The following is a 19,872-nucleotide window of genomic DNA, read 5'->3' on the forward strand; positions in this document are numbered from 1 at the left end:
ATTGCTGAATGCTGGCAGTCCGACACGCGAAGGGGTGCCGCAACAGATGACCGCGACTTACGTCGGCGCCGACCATGCCGCGATCCTGGCGGGCATTCCGCAGCCCTACCTCGTGCTCGATGCCAATCTGACCATCGTCGCCGCGACGGACGCCTATCTCCGAACCACGGACCGAACGCGCGAGGACATAGTCGGCCGGCACATTCTCGAAGCGTTTCCCGAGAACCCCGAAGCGGCCGGGACCGTCGAGCAAGGGCCCCTGGAGGTGTCGCTCCGTCACGTTCTGAGGACCGGCGAGCCGCATGAGATGGCGGTCATCCAGTACGACATTCCGCGCCCCGCAAGCGAAGGCGGCGGCTTCTACCAGCGGTTCTGGACCCCAGTTCATACGCCCGTGAAGGACGCTGACGGATCTGTCCGCTACATCGTCCAAAACCCGATGGACGTGACGGAGAGCGTCAGGCGAACGCGAGAAGCCGACGCTCGCCTCCGGGTCGCTCTTCATGCAGCCGACCTTGGGTCGTGGGAGTACGAACCGGACACCGACATCTGGCGGCGCAGCGCGACGGTCGATGCGATCTTCGGCTTTGGCCCCGGCGAGGGCGGACCTGTTGCCTCTCCCTTCTTCGCCAAGATGCATCCCGACGACCTGCCGAAGGTCCTGAGTGCCGTGCAGGGCGCGCTCCAGAGCCCCGACCAGACGGTGCTCAACTTCGACTACCGGATCGTCGATCCCGCGACCGGCGCCATCCGGTACATCACGTCTCGTGGCGAGGTTCTTCGGACGTCTACGGGCAAGCCGCGGCTGATCGGCGTGATGATGGATGTCTCTACCGACCGCCTCCGCGAGGCAGCGCTATCCGACGCTCTGAAGGCGCAGGAGAGCCTTCTCGCGCAGAAGGATGTGCTGCTCGCTGAGGTAAATCACCGGGTCAAGAACAGCCTTCAGCTCGTGGTCAGCGCTCTCAGCCTACAGGCCCGGCGTCTGACGGATCCCTCGACGAAGGAAGCGTTCGAACAGGCAATCTCGCGGGTCCGCGCCATCACGTCGGTTCACGAGCGCCTCTACCGGACCGACAACCCGCTCGTCGTGGAAATGGGCGACTACCTCGCGGGCCTCTGCGCTGATCTCGCCGTGAACTCGGAACTTCGCGACCTCCTTCAAGTTGACGTCGAGCCTCTTCTTCTGAAGACGGAACGGGCGATACCGATTGCCCTCATCGTCAACGAGCTCGTGACCAACGCCATGAAGTATGCCTATCCGGAGGGGACTTCCGGCCCGATCGTCCTGTCGTTGAAGAAGGTCGCGGGCGGCATGCTGGAACTCAGCGTCGCCGACGAAGGCGTCGGCGTCTCCAGCGAGACGACGGCGCAGGGACTGGGCACGCGGCTGGTGAAGACGATGGCCTCACAGATCGGTGGCCGAGTCGAGACCTTGCCGTCAGAACGCGGTTACCGATCGGCGGTGATCTTTCCGGGTGAAGCCGCAGCATGAGCCTCTGCATCATGATCGTCGAGGACGAGATGCTGCTCGCGCTGGATCTCGAGGACATCCTGTTGGAGGCCGGACACACCGTCGCCGGCCAGGCCTCGGACATGAGCGAGGCGCTTCTTCTTGCGGAGCGTTCCGGCGGGCGGATCGATGTCGCCATCATGGACGTCAACCTCGCCCGCGGGTCCAACGGGGTTGAGACGGCCGCGGCGCTGCGCCGGCAATGGAACATTCCATCGCTCTTCGTCAGCGGGAACCTCGACGAGAAGACCCGGGCCATGGCGCTCGAGTGGAAGCCGATAGGTTTCGTCGGCAAGCCGTACTCGGAAAGGGAGGTGCTTGCCGCCATCTCCTCCATTACCAGAGCCACTGCCTGAACGATGACGCAGGCAAACTCCGGATCATAGAAGGCGACGGTCGCGATGAGCCATTCCACGGGACAGCCCCTCGATCACCCGATTGAGCCGTCTGGCGCCACAAAAGCGGATGGCCAGTAGCGGCAAATCCGCTTTCATCCCGACAAGCGGTCTTCAATCATACCAGGGAGCGGACGCGCCTCCCCAGGCGATGTAATCGCGCACGGCAGATAGTTAGACAGTTAAATACTGGATGGCAAATCGTCGCTCCCCGCACATGTTGTTCAAAGCAACTGGGAGTTTGCTCATGGAACATGCCACGCAACAAAAGGCGATCCATACTTCGCCTTTGCCACACCAGCAGAGTGCGAACGAGAGCGAGACGTCGCTTCTGAACGCTGCGATGTCGTCCGCACAGGCGCTACGAGCCTTGCTTGGTCTGAAACTTGCGCCGCTCGGGCTGGCGGCAGGACAGGACCGCCTATTGCTTGCCCTCGAGGAACATGGGCGAACAAGTGTCACAATACTTGCTGACGTCCTGAACGTACGCCCATCGACCGTCTCGAAGATGCTGGATCGGCTGGCGGAACGATCCCTGACGGTTCGGTCAGGTGACGACAACGACGCCCGCCGGACGAACGTCGAACTCACGGACGAGGGCAGAGCCCTTTGCCGAAAGCTCCGGGTGCTGTTCGAGAACCTCGAGGTCGACCTTCAGTCCGATGCTACGGACGAGGAAGCCAAGTGCATGAAGGAAGGAGCTGCCCTGCTCAACGAGGCCGTTGGGCGCCGTCTCCGCCGGCTCCGCTAACTTATCGGGTGCAAGGATACAAGGCGGGGGAGGAACAGGTCTCATGCCGCCGTTGCGCGGGTTAGTGGCCACACCTACCCGTTGTAGTTACGCTTCGTCCGCGACGAGTGACCCACCGACATGTGCAATCTCTACTCCCTGACGAAGGGCCAGGCCGCCATCGTGGCCTTCACCTGGGCGATGCGCGACAGGACGGGCAACCTCCCGCCCATGCCCAGTATCTTCCCCAACGCCGCGGCACCGATCGTGCGCGCCGTAGACGGCGAGCGCGAACTCACGCTAGCGCGCTGGGGCATGCCGTCTCCGCAGTTCGCCCTGAAGGGCCGCACGACCGATCCAGGTGTCACGAACGTCCGCAACACCAGGAGCCCGCACTGGCGCCGCTGGCTCGGGCCAGCGCATCGGTGCCTCGTGCCGTTCACGTCCTTCTCCGAGTACGACACGGTGGACGGCAAGAAGCTGCCCGTCTGGTTCGCGGCCGACGAGGACCGTCCACTGATGGCCTTCGCCGGGATCTGGACGGAGTGGACGTCGACGCGGAAGAAGTCCGAGGGCGAGATCACGACCGACGCCTACGGATTCCTCACGACGGACGCCAACGGCGTCGTCGGGCCGATCCATCCGAAGGCCATGCCCGTGATCCTGACGGAGCCCGAGGAGTTCGACGTTTGGATGCGGGCGGACTGGTCCGAGGCGTCCAAGCTTCAGCGGCCCCTGCCCGACGAAACCTTGAGAATCGTTGCACGCGGTCGCAGGAGCGATGGTGAAGCGGACTGAAGCAGTCTTAGTGGCTTGTCTGGGTTCGACGATCGATCGCCGGAACGACATCATTGCCGAAACGGCCCAGCTGCGCTCAGGGTTTACGACCAACCTGTGTTCGGAGCCCTACTATGCAGAGCCTGCGTGTCCTCATCATCGAGGACGAGATGCTGATTGCGGTGGATCTCAGGCAAAATCTCGAGGATGCGGGAGATACCGCCGTCGGGATTCCGGGTTCACTGAAAAAAGCCTAGTCGACGGCCGTGGACGCGACGCCGTTCGATCTGGCCATCTTCGACATCGACATCGCAGGAGCCGGCGATGGCATCGAGACTGGCGCGCGGCCCAGGTCGCAGCATCGGATGGAAGCTCTCTTCGTCTAGGCGCGGAACGACGAAATGGATCGAGCCTTGAACCTTGGTTGGGGGCCGGTTGGGTTTGTTGGGATGCCTTGCCTCATGAAACAGGTGCTGAGTGCGATCGAGCGGTTGGCCGAGAAATGACCTTTTCTGACGTTCTTCCCTTGCTCGTCAAAAACGAACTGCGCAAAGGTTGGATTTGATCAGTCGCTCGCGAAGGGTCGATCTGCGACCTTTGGTGCCTGCCATGAAACTCGACGAACCTCGACACAGTCCAACTCGCGACCGCCAGATTATCGAGAGCATCACCGAGTTCGCAATCATCGTGACGGATCGCGAGGGTATCGTCACGGATTGGAATGCGGGTGCCGAGCATATCCTCGGATGGTCCGCACGGGAGATGATCGGTCGCTCAGCGGAACTGTTCTTCACTCCGGAGGACCGCGAGATCGGACGGTGCCGCCGAGAGATGCGGACTTCGCTGGAGGCGGGCCGCGCCATCGACGAACGCTGGCATCTGAAGCGAGATGGCAGCCGCTTCTGGGCAAGCGGAGAGATGATGCCGTTGCGCGACGAGAACGATCGGCACGCGGGTTTCGTGAAGGTGCTGCGCGACCGGACCGAGCAATCGGTCGCCCAGCGGGCGAGCCGCGACAATCAGGAGCAGCTCGAAGCGATCTTCTCGCAGTCCCCGTCTTTCATGGCGCTGCTGCGCGGGCCCGAGCATCGGTTCGAGCGAGTGAACCCTGGCTACGTCAGGCTTGTCGGCGGACGAGACGTGGTGGGTCGAACCGTGGCGGAAGTTCTGCCGGAAACCTCAAGCCAGGGCTTCATAGACCTGCTTGACGATGTCTATCATCGTGGCGAGGCGCACCACTCCATCGATACGCCTATCACCCTTCAGTCGGGACCCGACGCCGAGCCTCAGCGATTGTTCCTGGATTTCGTCTACCAACCCATCCGCGACGCGGACGGGAACGTTGTCGGCGTCTTCGTCGAGGGGGTCGACGTGACACAGCGGATCATGTCTGCTCGTCGCCTGCGCGAGGCCGAGGATCGGTATCGGGCTCTCGCCGAGAACGTGAACGTCGGCATGTGTGTCGTTGAGATGAAGTTCGACGAGGATGGGAAAGCCATCGACTATCGGATCATCGACGGCAATCCAGCTTACGAGCGTCACACAGGGCTCTACGGATCGGTCGGCAAGTGGGTCAGCGAGATCGCGCCGGGACTGGAGCGTCACTGGTTCGACACCTATGGCAAGGTGGCCCTCACAGGCGAACCCGCTCGCTTGGAGCTAGGGGCCGCGGGGCTCGGCAACCGCACGTTCGAAATCGAGGCCTACCGTGTCGGCGATCCGGACCGCCGCCATGTTGCGATCCTCTTCACCGACATTACGCAGCGGCGCCAGGCGGAGGAGCGACGGAGTCTCCTGAACCATGAACTGGCGCATCGGCTGAAGAACACGTTGGCGGTCGTCCAATCGATCGCAACCCAGACGTTGCGTACCGCGCCTGATCTCGTGACGGCCCGAAGCACGCTCGCGAGCCGAGTTCAGGCTCTCGCGAAGGCGCACGACATCCTCCTGACGGGACAGCAAGATGCCGGGTCCGTCGAAGCACTCATTCATGGTGCTGTATCGCTGCACGACCCAGAGGGACGCATCGCGCTTCGTGGACCCAACCTCTACGTCGGACCGAAGGCTGCTCTGACGCTTTCGCTGATCATGCACGAGCTATCCACGAACGCCGCCAAGTATGGCGCGCTGTCCGTGCCGGACGGCAAGATCAATGTCGACTGGGTCGTGGACGTCGAGGAGACGACCCGCCTGCCGACACTGGCGCTCTCTTGGCGAGAAACGGACGGGCCGCCTGCTGCCGCACCTCAGAGGAAGGGCTTCGGGACACGCTTGATCGAAATGGGCCTGTCCGGTTCCTCCGGCGGTTCGGTGGAACTTGACTACGCCGAGGACGGCCTGAAGTGCAGGATCGTTGCCCCCCTGACCGAGTTGCAAGCCAACGACGAACTATGAGTGCCGACATCTTCATCGACCCGAGGAGGAGCGTCGCCCACCAAGTTTGCCGTACCTCGCTTGGCTTCATACCGATCGTTCGGCAGGAAGCTCCATCCGGTTCGAGAGAGCGCATTCGACGTTCATAGCCTCCCGCCAAATCGCTCGATCTCCGACTTCGCGCTCGGCTTCGGGGTCCTGCGCAACGCCGATGGGAACTTCGCGGTACATCCGCCTGGCACGCGCTTAAGATGGTGCGAGCAAGCCCGTCAGTTGAAAGCGGGCCTGCGGAGCGTTCCGGCGATCCGGCATCATGAGCTTTTGCAATACCTTGGTGGGCGCGCCGAAGACGTAGTTGCCGAGGTAGAGCTCTGGTAGGACGGACTTTGATCCCGTGCTTCGTCGCGCGCCTGCGGCGCGGACAGCAGCTTTTAGGCTGTCACTGCAGGAAGCAGACAGACCGCCCTCCGCCTCGCCCTGTCTCAAGGGGCTGGGAGAGCAGACGCTTGGAAGCGGTCCATCCGCTATAGACCCTTTCGGGAAACTCGACCGCTTCCGGAACTTCTTCCGAAGCGGCCATTCACGTCATCGAAGTTGACGCCTTGGAACGAAAGCCTCACATCCGCGACACGACTCGCGCGCCTTCAACCTGCGTCGAGAAGCCCATCCAGCTGGCGGACTTGTTCCGCCGACAGCTGCAACGATGCCGCCGCGACATTTGCATGGAGATGGGCACGGCGCGATGTGCCGGGGATGACGAGAATGTTGGGGCTGCGCTGGAGAAGCCAAGCCAAGGCGACCGCCTGCGATGTCTCGCTGATCGAGGCGGCGACCGCCGTCAGACGATCCGTCTGAAGCGGCGTGAAACCGCCGAGCGGGAAGTAGGGGACATAGGCGATCCCGTCCGCAGCCAGTGCGTCGATCATCGCATCGTCGGTGCGGTGGACGAGGTTGTAGTGGTTCTGCACGCAGACGATCGGCGCGATCTCGCGGGCGATGGCAAGCTGACGCTCGTCCACCGTGCTGATGCCGATATGCTCCAGCAACCCCTCCTCCTGCATCCGGCGCATGGCCTCCATCGGAGCGGCCACGTCGTCTTCGGGGGCGCCCATGCGCAGATTGACGACCGCCATCCGGTCCAGACCGAGGTTGCGCAGGTTGTCCTCGAACGAGCGCCGAAGGAAATCGGCATCACGCTGGAGGATCCACCCGCCCGTCTCGTCGCGATAGGCGCCGACCTTGGTGACGATCGCCAGATCGGCGTCGTAGGGATGCAGCGCTTCGCGGATGAGGCGGTTGGTGACGTGCGGCCCATAGAAGTCGCTGGTATCGATGTGGTCGATGCCGAGCCGGCGCGCTTCCTGAAGGACAGCCCTCGCCTCTTCGGGATCGCGCGGCTCACCGAAGACATGCGGTCCGGCAAGCTGCATGGCGCCGTAGCCCATGCGGTTCACCGAGATCGACGTGCCGGGAAAGGTGAAGCGGCCGGCGGCTGCTGCATTCGGTCGGGTCGTGGCATCGGACATGACAGGTCTCCTTGCTGATGGGCGCAAGGTGCCTGTTCGGCGAGGATTTGATAATCGACGTCCGGGCGAATAGCCTGTTCGCCATGCCGATCAGTGAACGCTCCGCCTCCTTCGACGATCTCCATGTGTTTCTCGCCGTCGTCGAGGCTGCGGGCTTTCGCGTCGCGGCGAGGCGCCTTGGCCTGTCGCCGTCCACGGTCAGCGAGACCATTTCGCGGCTCGAGGCCCAGGTCGGCGTCCCGCTCCTGACGCGAACCACGCGCAGCGTGGTGCCGACCGAGGCGGGCTCGGCCTTCGCGGCGCGGCTGGCGCCGCTCTTCGGCGAGACCCTTGCGGCCATGCGGGACGTCGCCAGTTCGAAGGATACCGTGCGCGGCCGGCTGAAGCTCAACGTTCCGGGCGCCGTGATGCGGGATATCCTGCCTCCGCTGATCGACCGGTTCCTGGAGCGCCATCCGGAGGTCCAAGTGGAAATCGTGGTGGAGGACCGATTGGTCGACATCACGGCCGCCGGCTGCGATGCCGGCATCCGCTACGGGGAACACCTCGAACAGGATATGATCGCCGTACCGATCGGGCTCCGGCAACAGGAAAGCGGCCTTGCGGCTGCCCCCTCCTACCTCGCGCGGCATCCCGTCCCGAAGCATCCGCGCGACCTGCTCGACCACGCCTGCTTGCGCATCCGCTTCGCGGGGGCGGCACTGAACGCCTGGGAGTTCGAGAGGGGGGACGAGACCATCCGCGTCGATCCGCCCGCGCGGATCATCCTCGGGACGGCCGGCGTCGAGGCCCTCATCCACCATGCGCTGACGGGCCAGGGCGTCCTCTATTCGTTCCGCAACTGGCTCGACCCGCATCTTGCGTCCGGGGCGCTTGTGCCCCTTCTCCGCGACTGGTGGCCGAGATACGACGGGCCGCGTCTCTACTTCTCCAGCCGCTTCATGCCCGCGCCCCTCCGGGCGTTTGTAGATTTGCTCAGAGAACAGTCTGAACCGCGTCACGCTCCAGAACCTTGAACGGCAACCTCTGCCCGGTCTGTGCACGAAGTCGACATTCCGCTCTCGCCGTATGCGGCTATCCGGACTGGCATTGGGATCTGCCCCACCACCCACCCTGCCCCTCCTTGAGCTCAGACTCCATGCATGCCTCGATGCGATCCATCGTTCGCAACACGGTCTATGAAGCGCGCTACGAGATCGGCGATCTCCGCGGCGTGGGTCTCCAGCGCGAAATGGCCGGCATCGAAGAGGTGGATCTCGGCCTCCGGCAGATCGCGGCGATAGGCCTCGGCCCCGGCGGGAAGGAAGGCCGGGTCATGCCGCCCCCATACAGCCAGGAACGGCGGCCGATGCGTCCGGAAATAGTCCTGGAAGGCTGGATAGAGGGCGACGTTGGACTTGTAGTCGCCGATCAGGTCGAGTTGGATGTCGTCGGCGCCCGGGCGCGCCATGTAGGCGATGTCGAGCTCATAGCCGTCCGGAGACAGGCGGCTTGGATCGGATCCCGTGCCGTACTGCCAGTCGCGGATCGCCTCACGCGACAGCGACGGACGGCACGCCTCGCGGTTGGGCTCGCTCGGATCACGCCAATAGGCCTGCCATGCGCCCCACTCATCGCTGAAGCCTTCGACATAGGCGTTGCCGTTCTGCGAGACGATCGCCGACACGCGCTCGGGATGGCGCAGGGCCAGGCGAAGGCCGACGGGCGCGCCGTAGTCGAAGATGTAGAGCGCGTAGCGCTCGAGCCGCAGGGCTTCGGTGAAGCCCGCGATCACCTCGGCGATGCTGTCGAACGTGTAGTCGAACCTGCCGCGCGGCGGGGCCTTGGTCTGCCCGAACCCCGGAAGATCGGGAGCGACGACGTGGAAGCGGTCCGCCAGCAAGGGGATCAGGTCGCGGAACATGTGGCTCGACGTCGGGAAGCCGTGGAGCAGGAGGACCGTCGGCTTCGAGCGATCTCCGGCCTCGCGGTAGAAGACGGCGCAGTCGCCGATCGCGATGGTCCGGTAGCTGATGGGCGTCATGGGCGTTCTCCTTGTGAAGGGGCATGGGCCAGCTGTGCCCGCAGGCTCGCGGTCTCGGCCTCGAGCGTCGCGATGCGCTCGCGCACCGGCTGGACCGCCTCGGCGATCTCGGCTTCCGTGAAGCGGGGGGTGATGTGCTGCGGGCAGTTCCAGTCGAAGGCTGCGAGCCGCACGCGGACGATCCGCTCGATCCGCGCCCGGTAGGAGGGAACGGTGACCTGTTCCAGAAGCTGCGGATCCGCCTCGGGGGCGACGATCTCGACATGCCCGTAGATCTTCAGCCGCGCCCGGCGGGCGTAATCCATCAGGAACAGGCAGGCGCGGTCGTCCGCGTTGAAGTTCCCGAGGCTGATATACTGCCGGTTGCCGCTGTAGTCGGCGAAGGCGCGCGAGGCGTCGTCGGCGACCTTGAGGAAGCCGCGCGGGCCGCCGCGATGCTGGACATAGGGCCACCCCGTGTCGGAAGCGCTCGCGATGTAGAAGCTGTCGCGCGCGCCGATGAAGGCGGCCTCGTCCGCGGTGAAGCGATCGAAGCAGCGCTCGCCCTTGAAGGCTTGCCAGTGCTGCTCGACGCCCATCTCGGTTTGGGCGGCCCGAACGCTCGGCGTCGCGGCAATGTCCATGAAGCCGTAGGGCATGGCGACCATCCTAGCTGCACAGGCCGCTCGGGCCCGCCGACCCGAAAGATGCGTCTTTTCATCCGGTGGCTGAATACGGCATGATCGCAAATCACCTTTCCACTTTTCGGAAGAACCCATGGATCGCCTGGAAGCCATGTCCCTTCTGCGGGAGGCGGTGGACCGCGGCAGCCTGTCGGCCGCCAGTCGCGCCCTGCGCATGCCCGTGCCGACGCTGAGCCGGAAGATCTCGGACCTCGAGGCGCGGATCGGAACCCGGCTTCTCGTGCGCACGACCCGCAGCCTCGCGCTGACCGATGCGGGCATCGCCTATCTCGCCGCGGCCCGGCGCATCCTCCACGATGTCGAGACTGCGGAGCGCGAAGCGGCCGGCGAATATGCCGAACCAAAGGGCCAGCTCGTCCTGACCGCACCGATCCAGTTCGGGCGGCTCCATGTCCTGCCGACGGTCGCCGACTTCCTGACGGCGTTCCCCGAGATCAGCGTCCGACTGCTCCTGAACGATCGCAACGTCCATCTGGTCGAGGACGAGATCGACATGGCGGTGCGGATCGGGCCTCTGGTGGACAGTTCGATGGTCGCGACGAAGGTCGGCACAATGCGCGTCGTCGCCGCCGCGAGCCCCGCCTTCCTCGCCAGGTACGGCGCCCCGGCGACACCGGACGACCTGCGCGATCGTCCCGTCGTCGCCGTGGAGGGCCCGATGGTGGAAACGAGCTGGCGCTTCGCACCCACGGCGCGCACGGCGCCGATCGACATCCCGCTGCGGCCTCGCCTCGCGGTAACCACCACCGAGGCGGCGGTCGATGCGGCGGTTCTCGGCACCGGGATCATCCGCCTCCTGCACTATCAGGTGAGCGAGGCGGTCGAGACCGGCCGCTTGAGTCTCGTCCTGGAGGACGCCGAACCGGAGCCCGTGCCTGTCCATCTCGTGCATGCGACCCGCGGGCAGATGCCGCTGAAACTGCGCCGTTTCCTCGACTTCGCCGCCGAACGCCTTCGCTCCAGGCTCCACGAGTTGCCCCGAAATCCGAGCTCCCGCGCTACGGCCCCGGGCCTCAATAAAGGGTGAGCGCCGGGATGTAGCTGACGGCAAGCAGCAGGAGCATGGCCATGGCGAAGAACGGCCAGAGCTCCCGCGTCGTCGCGCCCAGCGACGTCTTGGCGATCGACGACGAAATGAACAGCGTCGTTCCGATCGGCGGCGTGTAGAGGCCAATGCCAAGGTTGATCACCATGATCAGGCCGAGTTGCACAGGATCGAGCCCGATTGTGGCGGCCAGCGGCACGAAGATCGGCCCGAGCAGCAGGATCGACGGCGGCAGGTCCAGCGGCATGCCGACGATCAGCATCAGGACGTTCATCATCAGGATGACGAGGATCGGATTGGACACGTTGGCCGACACCCAGGCCGCGAAGGTCTGCGGCACCTGGTCGAAGGTCAGGATCCAGCCGACGGCCGCCGAGCCCATGATCACCAGCATCACGACGCCCGTCGCGACGCCGGCCTCCACCATGTTGTCGCAGAACCGCTTGAGCGTCAGGTCGCGATAGAAGGCGAGGCTGAGCACCAGAGAGTAGACGACCGACAGGACCGCCACTTCCGTCGGCGTCGCGAAGCCGAAGCGCAGGCCGAGGATGATGAGGATGGGCAGCAAAATCGCCGGAAAGCTCTTGATGCCGAGGCGCGCCAGCTCGCGCTTGCGGATGCTGCTAGGGTTCACCGCGTAGCCGCGGCGCCAGGACACGAACCAACAGACGCCGACGAAGCTCGCCGCCATGATGATGCCGGGCAGGATGCCGGCGACGAAGAGATCGGCCACCGACACGCCGCTGACCAGCGCGTAGAGGATCATCGGGATCGAGGGCGGGATCAGGACGTCGATCACCGCCGAGGTGGCGTTGTTGGCCGCGCAGAGCGGTGCCGGGTAGCCTTGGCGCTTCTGCCAGGGGATCAGCACCGAGCCGAGCGCCGAGGCGTTGGCGACCGCCGAGCCCGACACGCCGCCGAACACGACGGACGAGACGACCGTGGTCGACAGGGCACCGCCCCGCCAGCGCTGCATGACGTGGCTGGCGAGTTCGAGGAGCTGGTTGCCGAGCTTGCCGCCGAGCATCAGGGTGCCCGCCAGCATGAAGAAGGGCAGCGCCAGCATCGGAAAGGACTGGGTCTGGTCGTAGACCTGCTGGGCGACGATCGAGAGCGGCAGGAAGCCGTGCGACAGGATCGCGACGCCCGCCGCGATGATCAGCCCGTAGCCGACGGGGATGGCGAGCAACATCGTGACGAGGAAGACGCCGATCATGATGAGGGTCATAGCGGCAGCTCCTCGGCGCTCGTCTGCGGGCGGGCGTCCCAGCCGCGCCGGGCGACGCGGAAGGTGGCTGTGGCAGTGACGACGGCGACCAAAACCGCCCCGACGGAGACCACGTGGTAGCCGATGCTGTTGGGCAGGCCGAGGATGGGGCTATGCTCGACGCCGGCGATCGCGGCGACGACGCGCGCCTGCCAGGCGAGGACCAGAAAACTCGCGATGACGCACAGATGGCTGAACACGAAGAGCATCGCCTTGCCGCGCGCGGCGAAGCGGTCATAAAGCCACTCCACCGCCATGTGCAGCCCGCCCTGCGCCGCCAGCGTGATGCCGGCGACGATGAAGAACGGGAAGAGGAGCGTCGGCAACTCCTGCGCGAAGCGGAAGCCACCGGACGACAGGGCGTAGCGCGCCAACACGTTCGCCGTCATCACGGTGGTGAGCGCGACGCCCGAGCCGATCACGACGAGGCGGCAGAACAAGCCGACCGCCCTGTCGATCCCGTCGGCGACGGCGAATGCGGTGCCGGATGGGCGCGGCGGCCCACCCGGCAGGGCGCCCGGATCCGGGAGGGAGGTCATCCGCGCGCCGCTTCCTGGACTTGGGACACGAAGTCCAGGAAGTCCTTCTGCTTCCAGGCTTCCGCCACCGGCTTCGTCGCCTCGACGAAAGCGGCGCGGTCGACCTCGGTGACAGTGATCGCGCCGTCGGCCCGGAACTTCGCCAGCGTCTCATCGGCGGTCTTGGCCGACAGCTCGCGCTGCATCTGGCCGGCCTCGGTGGCCGCAGCCTTGACCGCGTCGAGATCGCCGCCGATGCGGGCCATGGCGATCTGCGACATCAGGAAGGGTGTCGACTCCCACTTGTGGGCGGTCAGCGCGATGAACTTGTTGACCTCGTAGAGCTTGGAGCTCGCGATGTTGGCGAGCGGGTTCTCCTGCCCGTCCACCACGCCCTGCTGGAGCGCCACGTAGAGCTCGCCGAAGGCGATCTGCTCGGTCGAGGCGCCGAGCGCCTGGAAGATGTCGATGGTCATCGGGTCGGCGGGCGTGCGCACCTTCAGGCCCGACACGTCGCCCGGCGCCTTCACCTCGCGCTTGGAATTCGACAGGTGGCGGATGCCGTTGTCCCAGTAGCCGAGCGGCACGATGCCGACCGCCTGGAACTTGGCGGCCAGCGCCTCGCCGACCGGCCCGTCCAGCATGGCGATCGCCTTCGACGCGTCGGTGAACAGGAAGGGCAGGCCAAGAACCGCGATCTCCGGCACGATCGCCGAGACCGGCCCCTGGCTGTTGGCGGTGAGGTCGAGCGCGCCGGTGCGAAGACTGGTCAGCATCGCCGCGTCGGAGCCGAGCGTTTCCGAGCCCGCGACGTTGATCGTGATGCGCCCCTCGGTCTTCTCCTTCACCAGCTCGGAGAAGCGGGCGGCGGCGAGCGTGCGCGGGTTGCCGGGCGCCGCGCCGTGGCCGAGCGTCAGGACCGTGGCGGCGCGCGCCCGGGTCGGGAAGCTCAGGACCGCCGGGGCGGTGAGAGCGGTGCCGAGGCCCGCAAGCATGGCACGGCGCGTCAGTTGGATGGTCATGGAAGTCCTCCCGTTGTTCGTGTCGCGATCCGGGGCGGACGGCTCCTCTTCCGTCCGCACCCCGCGATGGATGGTCCAATGGTCAGTGGATGAGCATGCCGCCGTTGACGTCGATCGTGGCGCCCGTGACGTAGGACGACAGGTCGGAGGCGAGGAAGAGGTAGATCTTCGCCACGTCGGCCGCGTCGCCGAGGCGGTTGAGGGGGATGCCCTTCAGGATGTCGGTGCGCATCTCGTCGGTGAGCTTGCCGCCGGTGATGTCGGTCTGGATGAGGCCGGGCGTCACCGAGTTGACGCGGATGCCGGCCGGGCCGAACTCGCGCGCCATCGCCTTGGCGAGGCCCAGCACGCCGGCCTTGGCGGCCGAATAGTGCGGACCGCCGAAGATGCCGCCGCCCCGCTGCGCCGAGACCGACGACATGCAGGCGATGGAGCCGCCGCCCTTTTCCTTCATGTGCGGCACGAAGGCCTGGCTGAGCAGGAGGACGCCGGTGAGGTTGACGTCGATCACGCGGCCCCAGTTCTCGAGCGAGATGTCGAGCGTCTTCAGCGGTTGAGTGATGCCGGCGTTGTTGATCAGGATGTCGACGCGCCCGAAGGCCTCGATCGCCGACGCCGCCGCCGCCTCGCAGGAGGCCTTGTCAGTGACGTCGCATGCGATGCCGACATGGCCGGAGCCGGGCAGCGACTTGGCGGCGTCCGCGCTGGCGCCCGCATCGAGGTCGAGGATCGCCACGCGCGCCCCGTGCTCGGCGAAGAGTTCGGCGGTTGCCCGACCGATGCCCCGCTGGCTTGCCGCTCCCGAAATGACGGCGGTCTTGTCCTTGAGCAACATGTATTCTGCTTTCTCCCAGGAAGCGGGGTCGGGAGGGCGATGTCGCCGCTCCGATGCCAGACCCCTTGCTTCGTCTCCCCACCCGACGGTTCGCAGACCGTCATGGCGTCCTTCCCGGAATAGAGGCGCCCACCTCCGAGGTCGCAAACGCGAAGTTTACACGATGGGATGAATCTGGTTCAACATGCCATGCTGAACGGCGTTTCCCTTTCGTCCATCCGCACGTTCGAGGCCGCTGCGCGCCACGGCACCTTCCGGGCTGCCGCCAGCGAGCTGAACCTTTCGCCCAGTGCGGTCAGCCACGCGATCGTGAAACTGGAGCGCGACCTCGGCACGCCGTTGTTCGATCGGTCCGCCCGAACCATACGGCTGACGAGCGACGGCGAGATCCTGATGCGGCACGTGTCCGCCGCCTTCGAGGAGTTGCGGCGCGGCGTCGAGAGCGTGTCGGCCCGGCGGTCGCGCCTCCTCAGGCTGCACAGCGCGCCGAGCTTCGCGGCACAGATCCTGTCGCCGCGCCTGCCGACCTTTCTGGCCGCCCATCCGGGACTGGAGGTGCGTCTCGCGGCCTCGACCGAGTATGCCCGTTTCACCGATGGCGAGTTCGACGCCGACATCGTCTACGGCAAGCCCGTCGGCGAACACCTGACGGTGGAACCGCTGGGCGAGGAACTGGTCACCCCGCTTTGCTCCCCGGAGGTGGCTGAGGGCATTCGCGTGCCGTCCGATCTCCTTCAGCGCATCCTCATCCGCAGCGACAACAAGCGCCTGCGCTGGCCGGACTGGTTCGTGGCCAACGGCCTGACTGCGCCGTCCACCCAGGCGATGAGCTTCGATCGCTCGTTCCTCGCCATCGCCGCGGCCGCCGACGGGCTCGGCGTTGCATTGGAATCAACCCGTCTGGCGCAGCGCGAGATCCTGGCCGGCAAGTTGGTCGCGCCTCTTGCCGGACGGACCCGTGACCTTCGGTATGTCGGTCATTACCTGTGCTACCCGAAATCCGGATCTCAAAGACGGCTTGTCGGCGCCTTCGCGGAATGGCTGCGCGAGGAACTGAATGCGCCTGCCCCGTTCATCGACGATACCGATGAATTCGTTTCATCACACGGTTAGATATTCGCGTTTGCCGCGGTGTCCGTCGCCGCCGCATGGTGCCGCCATTCGAGGGAACGATCCGGGGCCGGGAGGGCACCGGCCGCCCTCGTAGCGGCGTCCGTCGCCGCGCCGGAACGGGATTCACCATGGAACGGAGCGACGCAGGGAGGGACACGGCAGTCAATGCCCGGCGCATCGTGTCGGTCTCGGCAGCTCCTTACGACGGATACGAGCCCGCGGAAGCCTTCGACAGTCTGGCGCGCTTGGGTGCGACGCATGTCGAACCCGCTTTCATTGTCGGCTACACCGAGCCGTTCGACGAGGCGGTTTTCACCGACGGGAGAGCGGGTGCGTATCGACGGTTGATCGAGGCGAGCGGCCTCGATTGTTTCGCCATGTCTTCGCATATCGATCTCGGACTGCCGGACGCCGTCGACGTCTTCAGCGGCCGCATGCGCTTCGCCCGGGCGATAGGGGCACGGATCGTAGCCACCAACGCGGCAGCACGCGCGCACGAGCTGGCGTTCCTGCGCAACATGGAGAGCCTCCTCCGCCTCGCGGACGAACTCGACGTCGCGATCGCGCTGGAGAACCCCGGCGACGGCAGCGACAACCTCCTGAACACGGCGGCCGACGGTCTCGCTCTCGTACGCCGCTTCGGCCGCGAGCGGCTGGGCCTGAACTACGACGCAGCCAATACCGCATCCCACCGTCCAGCCCTCGAGGACTTCGCCGCGGACGCGATCGAGGCGATGCCGGCCTGCATCCACATCCACGTCAAGGATCTCGTGCGGGACGACAACGGCTGGCATTTCACTGCCATCGGCGAGGGCACGATCGGCTGCGGACGCATCCTTGACGCTTGCCGCGAGCGGCCCGCCCTGCCTGTCAGCCTCGAATTGCCTCTGCGCCTCCATCGGCGCCCCGACGCGCAGCCCGTGCGGCGCAGCGAGCCTGTTCCCCTGCCCGAGATCGAGACGGCGCTTGCCCGGTCGTTGACCTTCGTACGGGACAAGCTGCATGCCTCGATCTGAAGCTCAGCTAAACTGACGGACCCTCGCTAACGGACGACGTCCCTCGTCGAAGCGCCGGCCGGCCGCGCCCATCCACCATCCGCCGAACTGGAGGATCCATGCCCGAAGACCAACGCCCCCCATCCGCCCTGTCCAACGTTTCCCTCGCCCGCCGCGCCTGGAACATCCGGCGCAAGGCGCTCCTGATGGGCGAGGTTCAAGGCCAAGGCTATATCGGGCAGGCGCTCGGCATCGCCGACGTTCTCGCCGCCTCCTACTTCCACGCGCTGCGCTATGACCCGGCCCATCCCGAATGGGAAGGGCGCGACCGTTTCCTCCTGTCGATCGGCCACTATGCCATCGCGCTCTATGCAGTCCTGATGGAAGCCGGCATCCTGCCCGAGGAGGAGCTCGAGACCTACGGCATGGACGACAGCCGCATGCCGATGTCGGGCATGGCCTCCTACACGCCGGGCATGGAGATCACCGGCGGTTCGCTCGGCCACGGGCTCGGCATCGCCGTCGGCATGGCGATGGGCCTGAAGCGCAAGGGAAGCGACCGCTTCGTCTACAACCTCATGTCTGACGGCGAACTCGGCGAGGGCTCGACCTGGGAGGCGGCCATGGCCGGCGCCCACCACAGGCTGGGCAACCTGATCTGCCTGATCGACTTCAACGACCAGCAGGCGGACGGCAAGTCGACGCAGATGCTCTCGGCCGAGCCCCTCCTCGACAAGTGGACGGCCTTCGGCTGGCATGCCCAGCGCGTCGACGGCAACGACCTCGATGCCGTGGTGGCGGCCTTCGACGCCGCGCGCGGCCACCCGGGCGACCAGCCCCGCGCCATCGTCTTCGACACGCTGATGTGTAAGGGCGTGCCGTTCCTGGAGACCCGCGAGATCACTCATTTCGTCCGCGTCGAAAAGGACGAGTGGGCGAAGGCCCTGGCCGTTCTGGAGGAAGGCAAGCCCGCATGACCCACGCATCTCTCGCCCGCAAGTACCAGCCCCGCCGCGTGATCCCCGGGGGCGAGCGCGTCGCCACCTCCGCGATGATCGCCTCGCTGGCCGCGGAAGGCTATGAGACGGAGAACGCCCCCTTTGGCCACGCGCTGGTGGAGCTCGCCAAGTCCGACGAGCACGTCGTAGGCCTGTCGGCGGACCTCGCGAAGTACACCGACCTCCACATCCTCGCGCAGGCGATGCCGGAGCGCTTCTACCAGATGGGCATGGCCGAGCAGGTCATGGTCTCGGCGGCCGCCGGGCTGGCGCGCGAGGGCTTCCTGCCGTTCGCCACCACCTACGCCGTCTTCGCCTCGCGCCGCGCCTACGACTTCATCGCCATGGCGATCGCGGAGGAGAACCTCCCCGTCAAGATCGTCTGCGCCCTGCCGGGTCTGACCACCGGCTACGGCCCGAGCCACCAGGCGACGGAGGATCTGGCGATCTTCCGGGGCTTGCCGAACATGACGATCATCGACCCGTGCGACGCGGTCGACATCCGCCAGTCCGTAGCCGCGATGGCTGCCCATCCCGGCCCGATCTACTCCCGCCTCCTGCGCGGCAAGGTGCCGGCGGTGCTGAGCCGATGGAAGCCGGACTACCAGTTCGAGATCGGCAAGGCCCAGGTGATCCGGGAGGGCAAGGACGTCCTTGTCATCTCGTCGGGCTTCATGACCATGCGCGCGCTCGATGCCGCCGAGCAGCTTTCGAAGGACGGCGTCGACGTGGCGGTGCTCCACTCTCCGACCATCAAGCCGCTGGACACGCAGACGATCCTGCGAGAGGCCGGGCATGGTGGGCGCCTTGTCGTCACGGCCGAGAACCACACGGTGATCGGCGGCCTCGGGGAAGCGGTGGCGTCGACGCTCCTGCGAGCCGGCGTGACCCCGACCTTCCGCATGATCGGCCTGCCCGACGAGTTCCTGGAGGCCGGCGCGTTGCCGACGCTACATGACATGTACGGCATCTCCGTCGCCAAGATCGCCGAGCAGATCAAGGGCTGGCTCTGACGCCGGACCTCAGGCGCCCGGCAAGAGGTGCGGGCGGGGATCGAGGCAGAAGCGGAAGCCCAGATCGGTCAGGAAGCGCCGCGCGCGCGCCGTGTGTTCCTGGCCGGTCTCTGCGACCCATTCCGTGAACAGGCGCACCGAACGCCGGCTGACGTGACGGTGCGGGCACACCATCCAGTAGGCCGGGAACTCGATCGCCTCGAAGCTCGGTGACAGGGGGACGAGTTGCCCCGACAGGAGCGCGTCGAGGGCGATGGTGGTGCTTTCCAGTGCCACGCCCGCTCCTTCGATCGCCAGTCTCATCGACATGGACGAGCGGTCGAAGCGGTAGGGAAAGCCAGGCTTCGACGGCGCCACACCATGTCGCGGCAACCATGTGTTCCAGCGGAAATACGCCTTTGCGCTGTCGATCAACCGCGCCTGGTGCAGTTGTTCGCGCGGATCCTGCGAGATCGCCCGGAGCTCGGCGAGGTAACCTGGCGAGCACATCGGCAGGATCAGGTCGTTGACGACACAGCTCGAATGCAGGCCTGCCCAGCTCCCGTCGCCGTAGCGCAGATCGAGATCGATCACCTCGGTCGCGAAGTCCGAGAAGTTGGGCGTCGCGTCCACCCGGATCTCCCAACGGGGATTGTGCCGGATGAAGTCGGCCAAACGCGGGGCGAGCCAGCAGTCCCCGAAGGATGGGCTCACGCGCACGCTCAAGTGAAAGCTCTCGCGCTGCCGCATGATGGCGTTGCGCACGTCCCGGATGGATTCGAATGCCGTGGTCGTTGTCTGGAACAGGCGCTCGCCGTCGATGGTCAGCGCCAGCCGTCGCTTCTCCCGATGGAACAGGCTGACGCCGAGCTGTTGCTCCAGCTGGCGGAGCTGCTGGCTGACCGCCGAGACCGACACCTGCATCTCGTCGGCAGCCTTGGCGACACCGCCCAGCCGAACCACGGCCTCGAAATACGACATGGAATTCAGGTTCACGGGATCACTTCGCGCAACGTCAGTGAAGTTCACCTTCACTAAAGCAGATGAAAACCAAATTGAAAACAGCA

Annotated in this window: 20 protein-coding genes; 12 read left to right on the top strand and 8 right to left on the bottom strand. The window is 65.8% G+C overall.

What is annotated here, in order from left to right; all coding sequences use genetic code 11:
- Positions 1-46 precede the first annotated feature (46 nt).
- The 6 genes from ACLNGM_RS21805 (at position 47) to ACLNGM_RS21830 (ending at position 5,809) form a co-directional block, all read left to right on the top strand.
- A complete protein-coding gene (locus tag ACLNGM_RS21805; RefSeq protein WP_416356555.1) occupies positions 47-1,495 on the top strand; it encodes a sensor histidine kinase in 1,449 nt (482 codons plus the stop codon).
- Positions 1,496-1,506: 11 nt separating this feature from the next.
- Positions 1,507-1,869 (top strand): response regulator, encoded by a 363-nt coding sequence (locus ACLNGM_RS21810; RefSeq protein ID WP_416356556.1) that lies wholly within the window; start codon positions 1,507-1,509, stop codon positions 1,867-1,869.
- 286 nt (positions 1,870-2,155) lie between these two features.
- Entirely contained in the window at positions 2,156-2,659 is a 504-nt protein-coding gene (locus ACLNGM_RS21815) for a MarR family winged helix-turn-helix transcriptional regulator (RefSeq protein WP_416356557.1), read from the top strand.
- Positions 2,660-2,779: 120 nt separating this feature from the next.
- Entirely contained in the window at positions 2,780-3,436 is a 657-nt protein-coding gene (locus ACLNGM_RS21820) for an SOS response-associated peptidase (RefSeq protein ID WP_416356558.1), read from the top strand.
- Positions 3,437-3,549: 113 nt separating this feature from the next.
- The gene (locus ACLNGM_RS21825) at positions 3,550-3,672 is read left to right on the top strand and encodes a hypothetical protein (RefSeq protein ID WP_416356559.1); all 123 of its coding nucleotides are present in this window, start codon (positions 3,550-3,552) and stop codon (positions 3,670-3,672) included.
- A gap of 352 nt (positions 3,673-4,024) precedes the next feature.
- Positions 4,025-5,809, top strand: a complete 1,785-nt coding sequence (locus ACLNGM_RS21830; protein ID WP_416356560.1) for a PAS domain S-box protein — start codon at positions 4,025-4,027, stop codon at positions 5,807-5,809.
- Between the two features lie 623 nt (positions 5,810-6,432).
- Here ACLNGM_RS21830 and ACLNGM_RS21835 read toward each other — a convergent pair.
- The gene (locus ACLNGM_RS21835) at positions 6,433-7,314 is read right to left on the bottom strand and encodes an oxidoreductase (protein WP_416356561.1); all 882 of its coding nucleotides are present in this window, start codon (positions 7,312-7,314) and stop codon (positions 6,433-6,435) included.
- 83 nt (positions 7,315-7,397) lie between these two features.
- Between ACLNGM_RS21835 and ACLNGM_RS21840 the strand changes: the two genes are divergently transcribed.
- Positions 7,398-8,330, top strand: coding sequence for a LysR family transcriptional regulator (locus ACLNGM_RS21840; RefSeq protein WP_416356562.1), 933 nt, complete (start codon positions 7,398-7,400; stop codon positions 8,328-8,330).
- A gap of 113 nt (positions 8,331-8,443) precedes the next feature.
- Here ACLNGM_RS21840 and ACLNGM_RS21845 read toward each other — a convergent pair whose 3' ends face one another.
- Both ACLNGM_RS21845 and ACLNGM_RS21850 read right to left on the bottom strand, forming a co-directional pair.
- Positions 8,444-9,337, bottom strand: coding sequence for an alpha/beta fold hydrolase (locus tag ACLNGM_RS21845; protein ID WP_416356563.1), 894 nt, complete (start codon positions 9,335-9,337; stop codon positions 8,444-8,446).
- Positions 9,334-9,975: a pyridoxamine 5'-phosphate oxidase family protein gene (locus ACLNGM_RS21850; protein WP_416356564.1), complete on the bottom strand. Its 642-nt coding sequence runs from the start codon at positions 9,973-9,975 to the stop codon at positions 9,334-9,336. The genes ACLNGM_RS21845 and ACLNGM_RS21850 overlap by 4 nt, the downstream gene beginning before the upstream one ends.
- 118 nt (positions 9,976-10,093) lie before the next feature.
- Between ACLNGM_RS21850 and ACLNGM_RS21855 the strand changes: the two genes are divergently transcribed.
- A complete protein-coding gene (locus ACLNGM_RS21855) occupies positions 10,094-11,047 on the top strand; it encodes a LysR family transcriptional regulator (RefSeq protein WP_416356565.1) in 954 nt (317 codons plus the stop codon).
- Here ACLNGM_RS21855 and ACLNGM_RS21860 read toward each other — a convergent pair.
- The 4 genes from ACLNGM_RS21860 to ACLNGM_RS21875 form a co-directional block, all read right to left on the bottom strand.
- A complete protein-coding gene (locus tag ACLNGM_RS21860; protein ID WP_416356566.1) occupies positions 11,034-12,293 on the bottom strand; it encodes a TRAP transporter large permease subunit in 1,260 nt (419 codons plus the stop codon). The two genes, ACLNGM_RS21855 and ACLNGM_RS21860, sit on opposite strands and share 14 nt — an antisense overlap.
- Positions 12,290-12,871, bottom strand: coding sequence for a TRAP transporter small permease (locus ACLNGM_RS21865; protein ID WP_416356567.1), 582 nt, complete (start codon positions 12,869-12,871; stop codon positions 12,290-12,292). The genes ACLNGM_RS21860 and ACLNGM_RS21865 overlap by 4 nt, the downstream gene beginning before the upstream one ends.
- Positions 12,868-13,872: a TRAP transporter substrate-binding protein gene (locus ACLNGM_RS21870; protein ID WP_416356568.1), complete on the bottom strand. Its 1,005-nt coding sequence runs from the start codon at positions 13,870-13,872 to the stop codon at positions 12,868-12,870. The genes ACLNGM_RS21865 and ACLNGM_RS21870 overlap by 4 nt, the downstream gene beginning before the upstream one ends.
- Before the next feature lie 82 nt (positions 13,873-13,954).
- Positions 13,955-14,707, bottom strand: coding sequence for an SDR family NAD(P)-dependent oxidoreductase (locus ACLNGM_RS21875; protein WP_416356569.1), 753 nt, complete (start codon positions 14,705-14,707; stop codon positions 13,955-13,957).
- A 189-nt stretch (positions 14,708-14,896) separates the two neighbouring features.
- On the opposite strand from ACLNGM_RS21875, the gene ACLNGM_RS21880 reads away from it, so the two are divergent.
- From ACLNGM_RS21880 to ACLNGM_RS21895, 4 genes are all read left to right on the top strand, one after another.
- On the top strand, positions 14,897-15,820 hold the full coding sequence (locus tag ACLNGM_RS21880; protein ID WP_416358518.1) for a LysR substrate-binding domain-containing protein: 924 nt from the start codon (positions 14,897-14,899) through the stop codon (positions 15,818-15,820).
- A gap of 128 nt (positions 15,821-15,948) precedes the next feature.
- The gene (locus ACLNGM_RS21885; RefSeq protein WP_416356570.1) at positions 15,949-16,836 is read left to right on the top strand and encodes a sugar phosphate isomerase/epimerase family protein; all 888 of its coding nucleotides are present in this window, start codon (positions 15,949-15,951) and stop codon (positions 16,834-16,836) included.
- A gap of 98 nt (positions 16,837-16,934) precedes the next feature.
- Positions 16,935-17,792 carry a transketolase gene (locus ACLNGM_RS21890; protein ID WP_416356571.1) on the top strand — a complete coding sequence of 286 codons (858 nt, stop codon included), beginning with the start codon at positions 16,935-16,937 and terminating at the stop codon, positions 17,790-17,792.
- The gene (locus ACLNGM_RS21895; RefSeq protein WP_416356572.1) at positions 17,789-18,826 is read left to right on the top strand and encodes a transketolase family protein; all 1,038 of its coding nucleotides are present in this window, start codon (positions 17,789-17,791) and stop codon (positions 18,824-18,826) included. The genes ACLNGM_RS21890 and ACLNGM_RS21895 overlap by 4 nt, the downstream gene beginning before the upstream one ends.
- Positions 18,827-18,835: 9 nt before the next feature.
- On the opposite strand, the gene ACLNGM_RS21900 is transcribed toward ACLNGM_RS21895, so the two are convergent.
- Positions 18,836-19,801, bottom strand: a complete 966-nt coding sequence (locus ACLNGM_RS21900; protein ID WP_416356573.1) for a LysR substrate-binding domain-containing protein — start codon at positions 19,799-19,801, stop codon at positions 18,836-18,838.
- Positions 19,802-19,872: the final 71 nt, after the last annotated feature.

The organism is Aureimonas phyllosphaerae (assembly GCF_047943035.1).
GTDB lineage: Bacteria > Pseudomonadota > Alphaproteobacteria > Rhizobiales > Rhizobiaceae > Aureimonas > Aureimonas phyllosphaerae.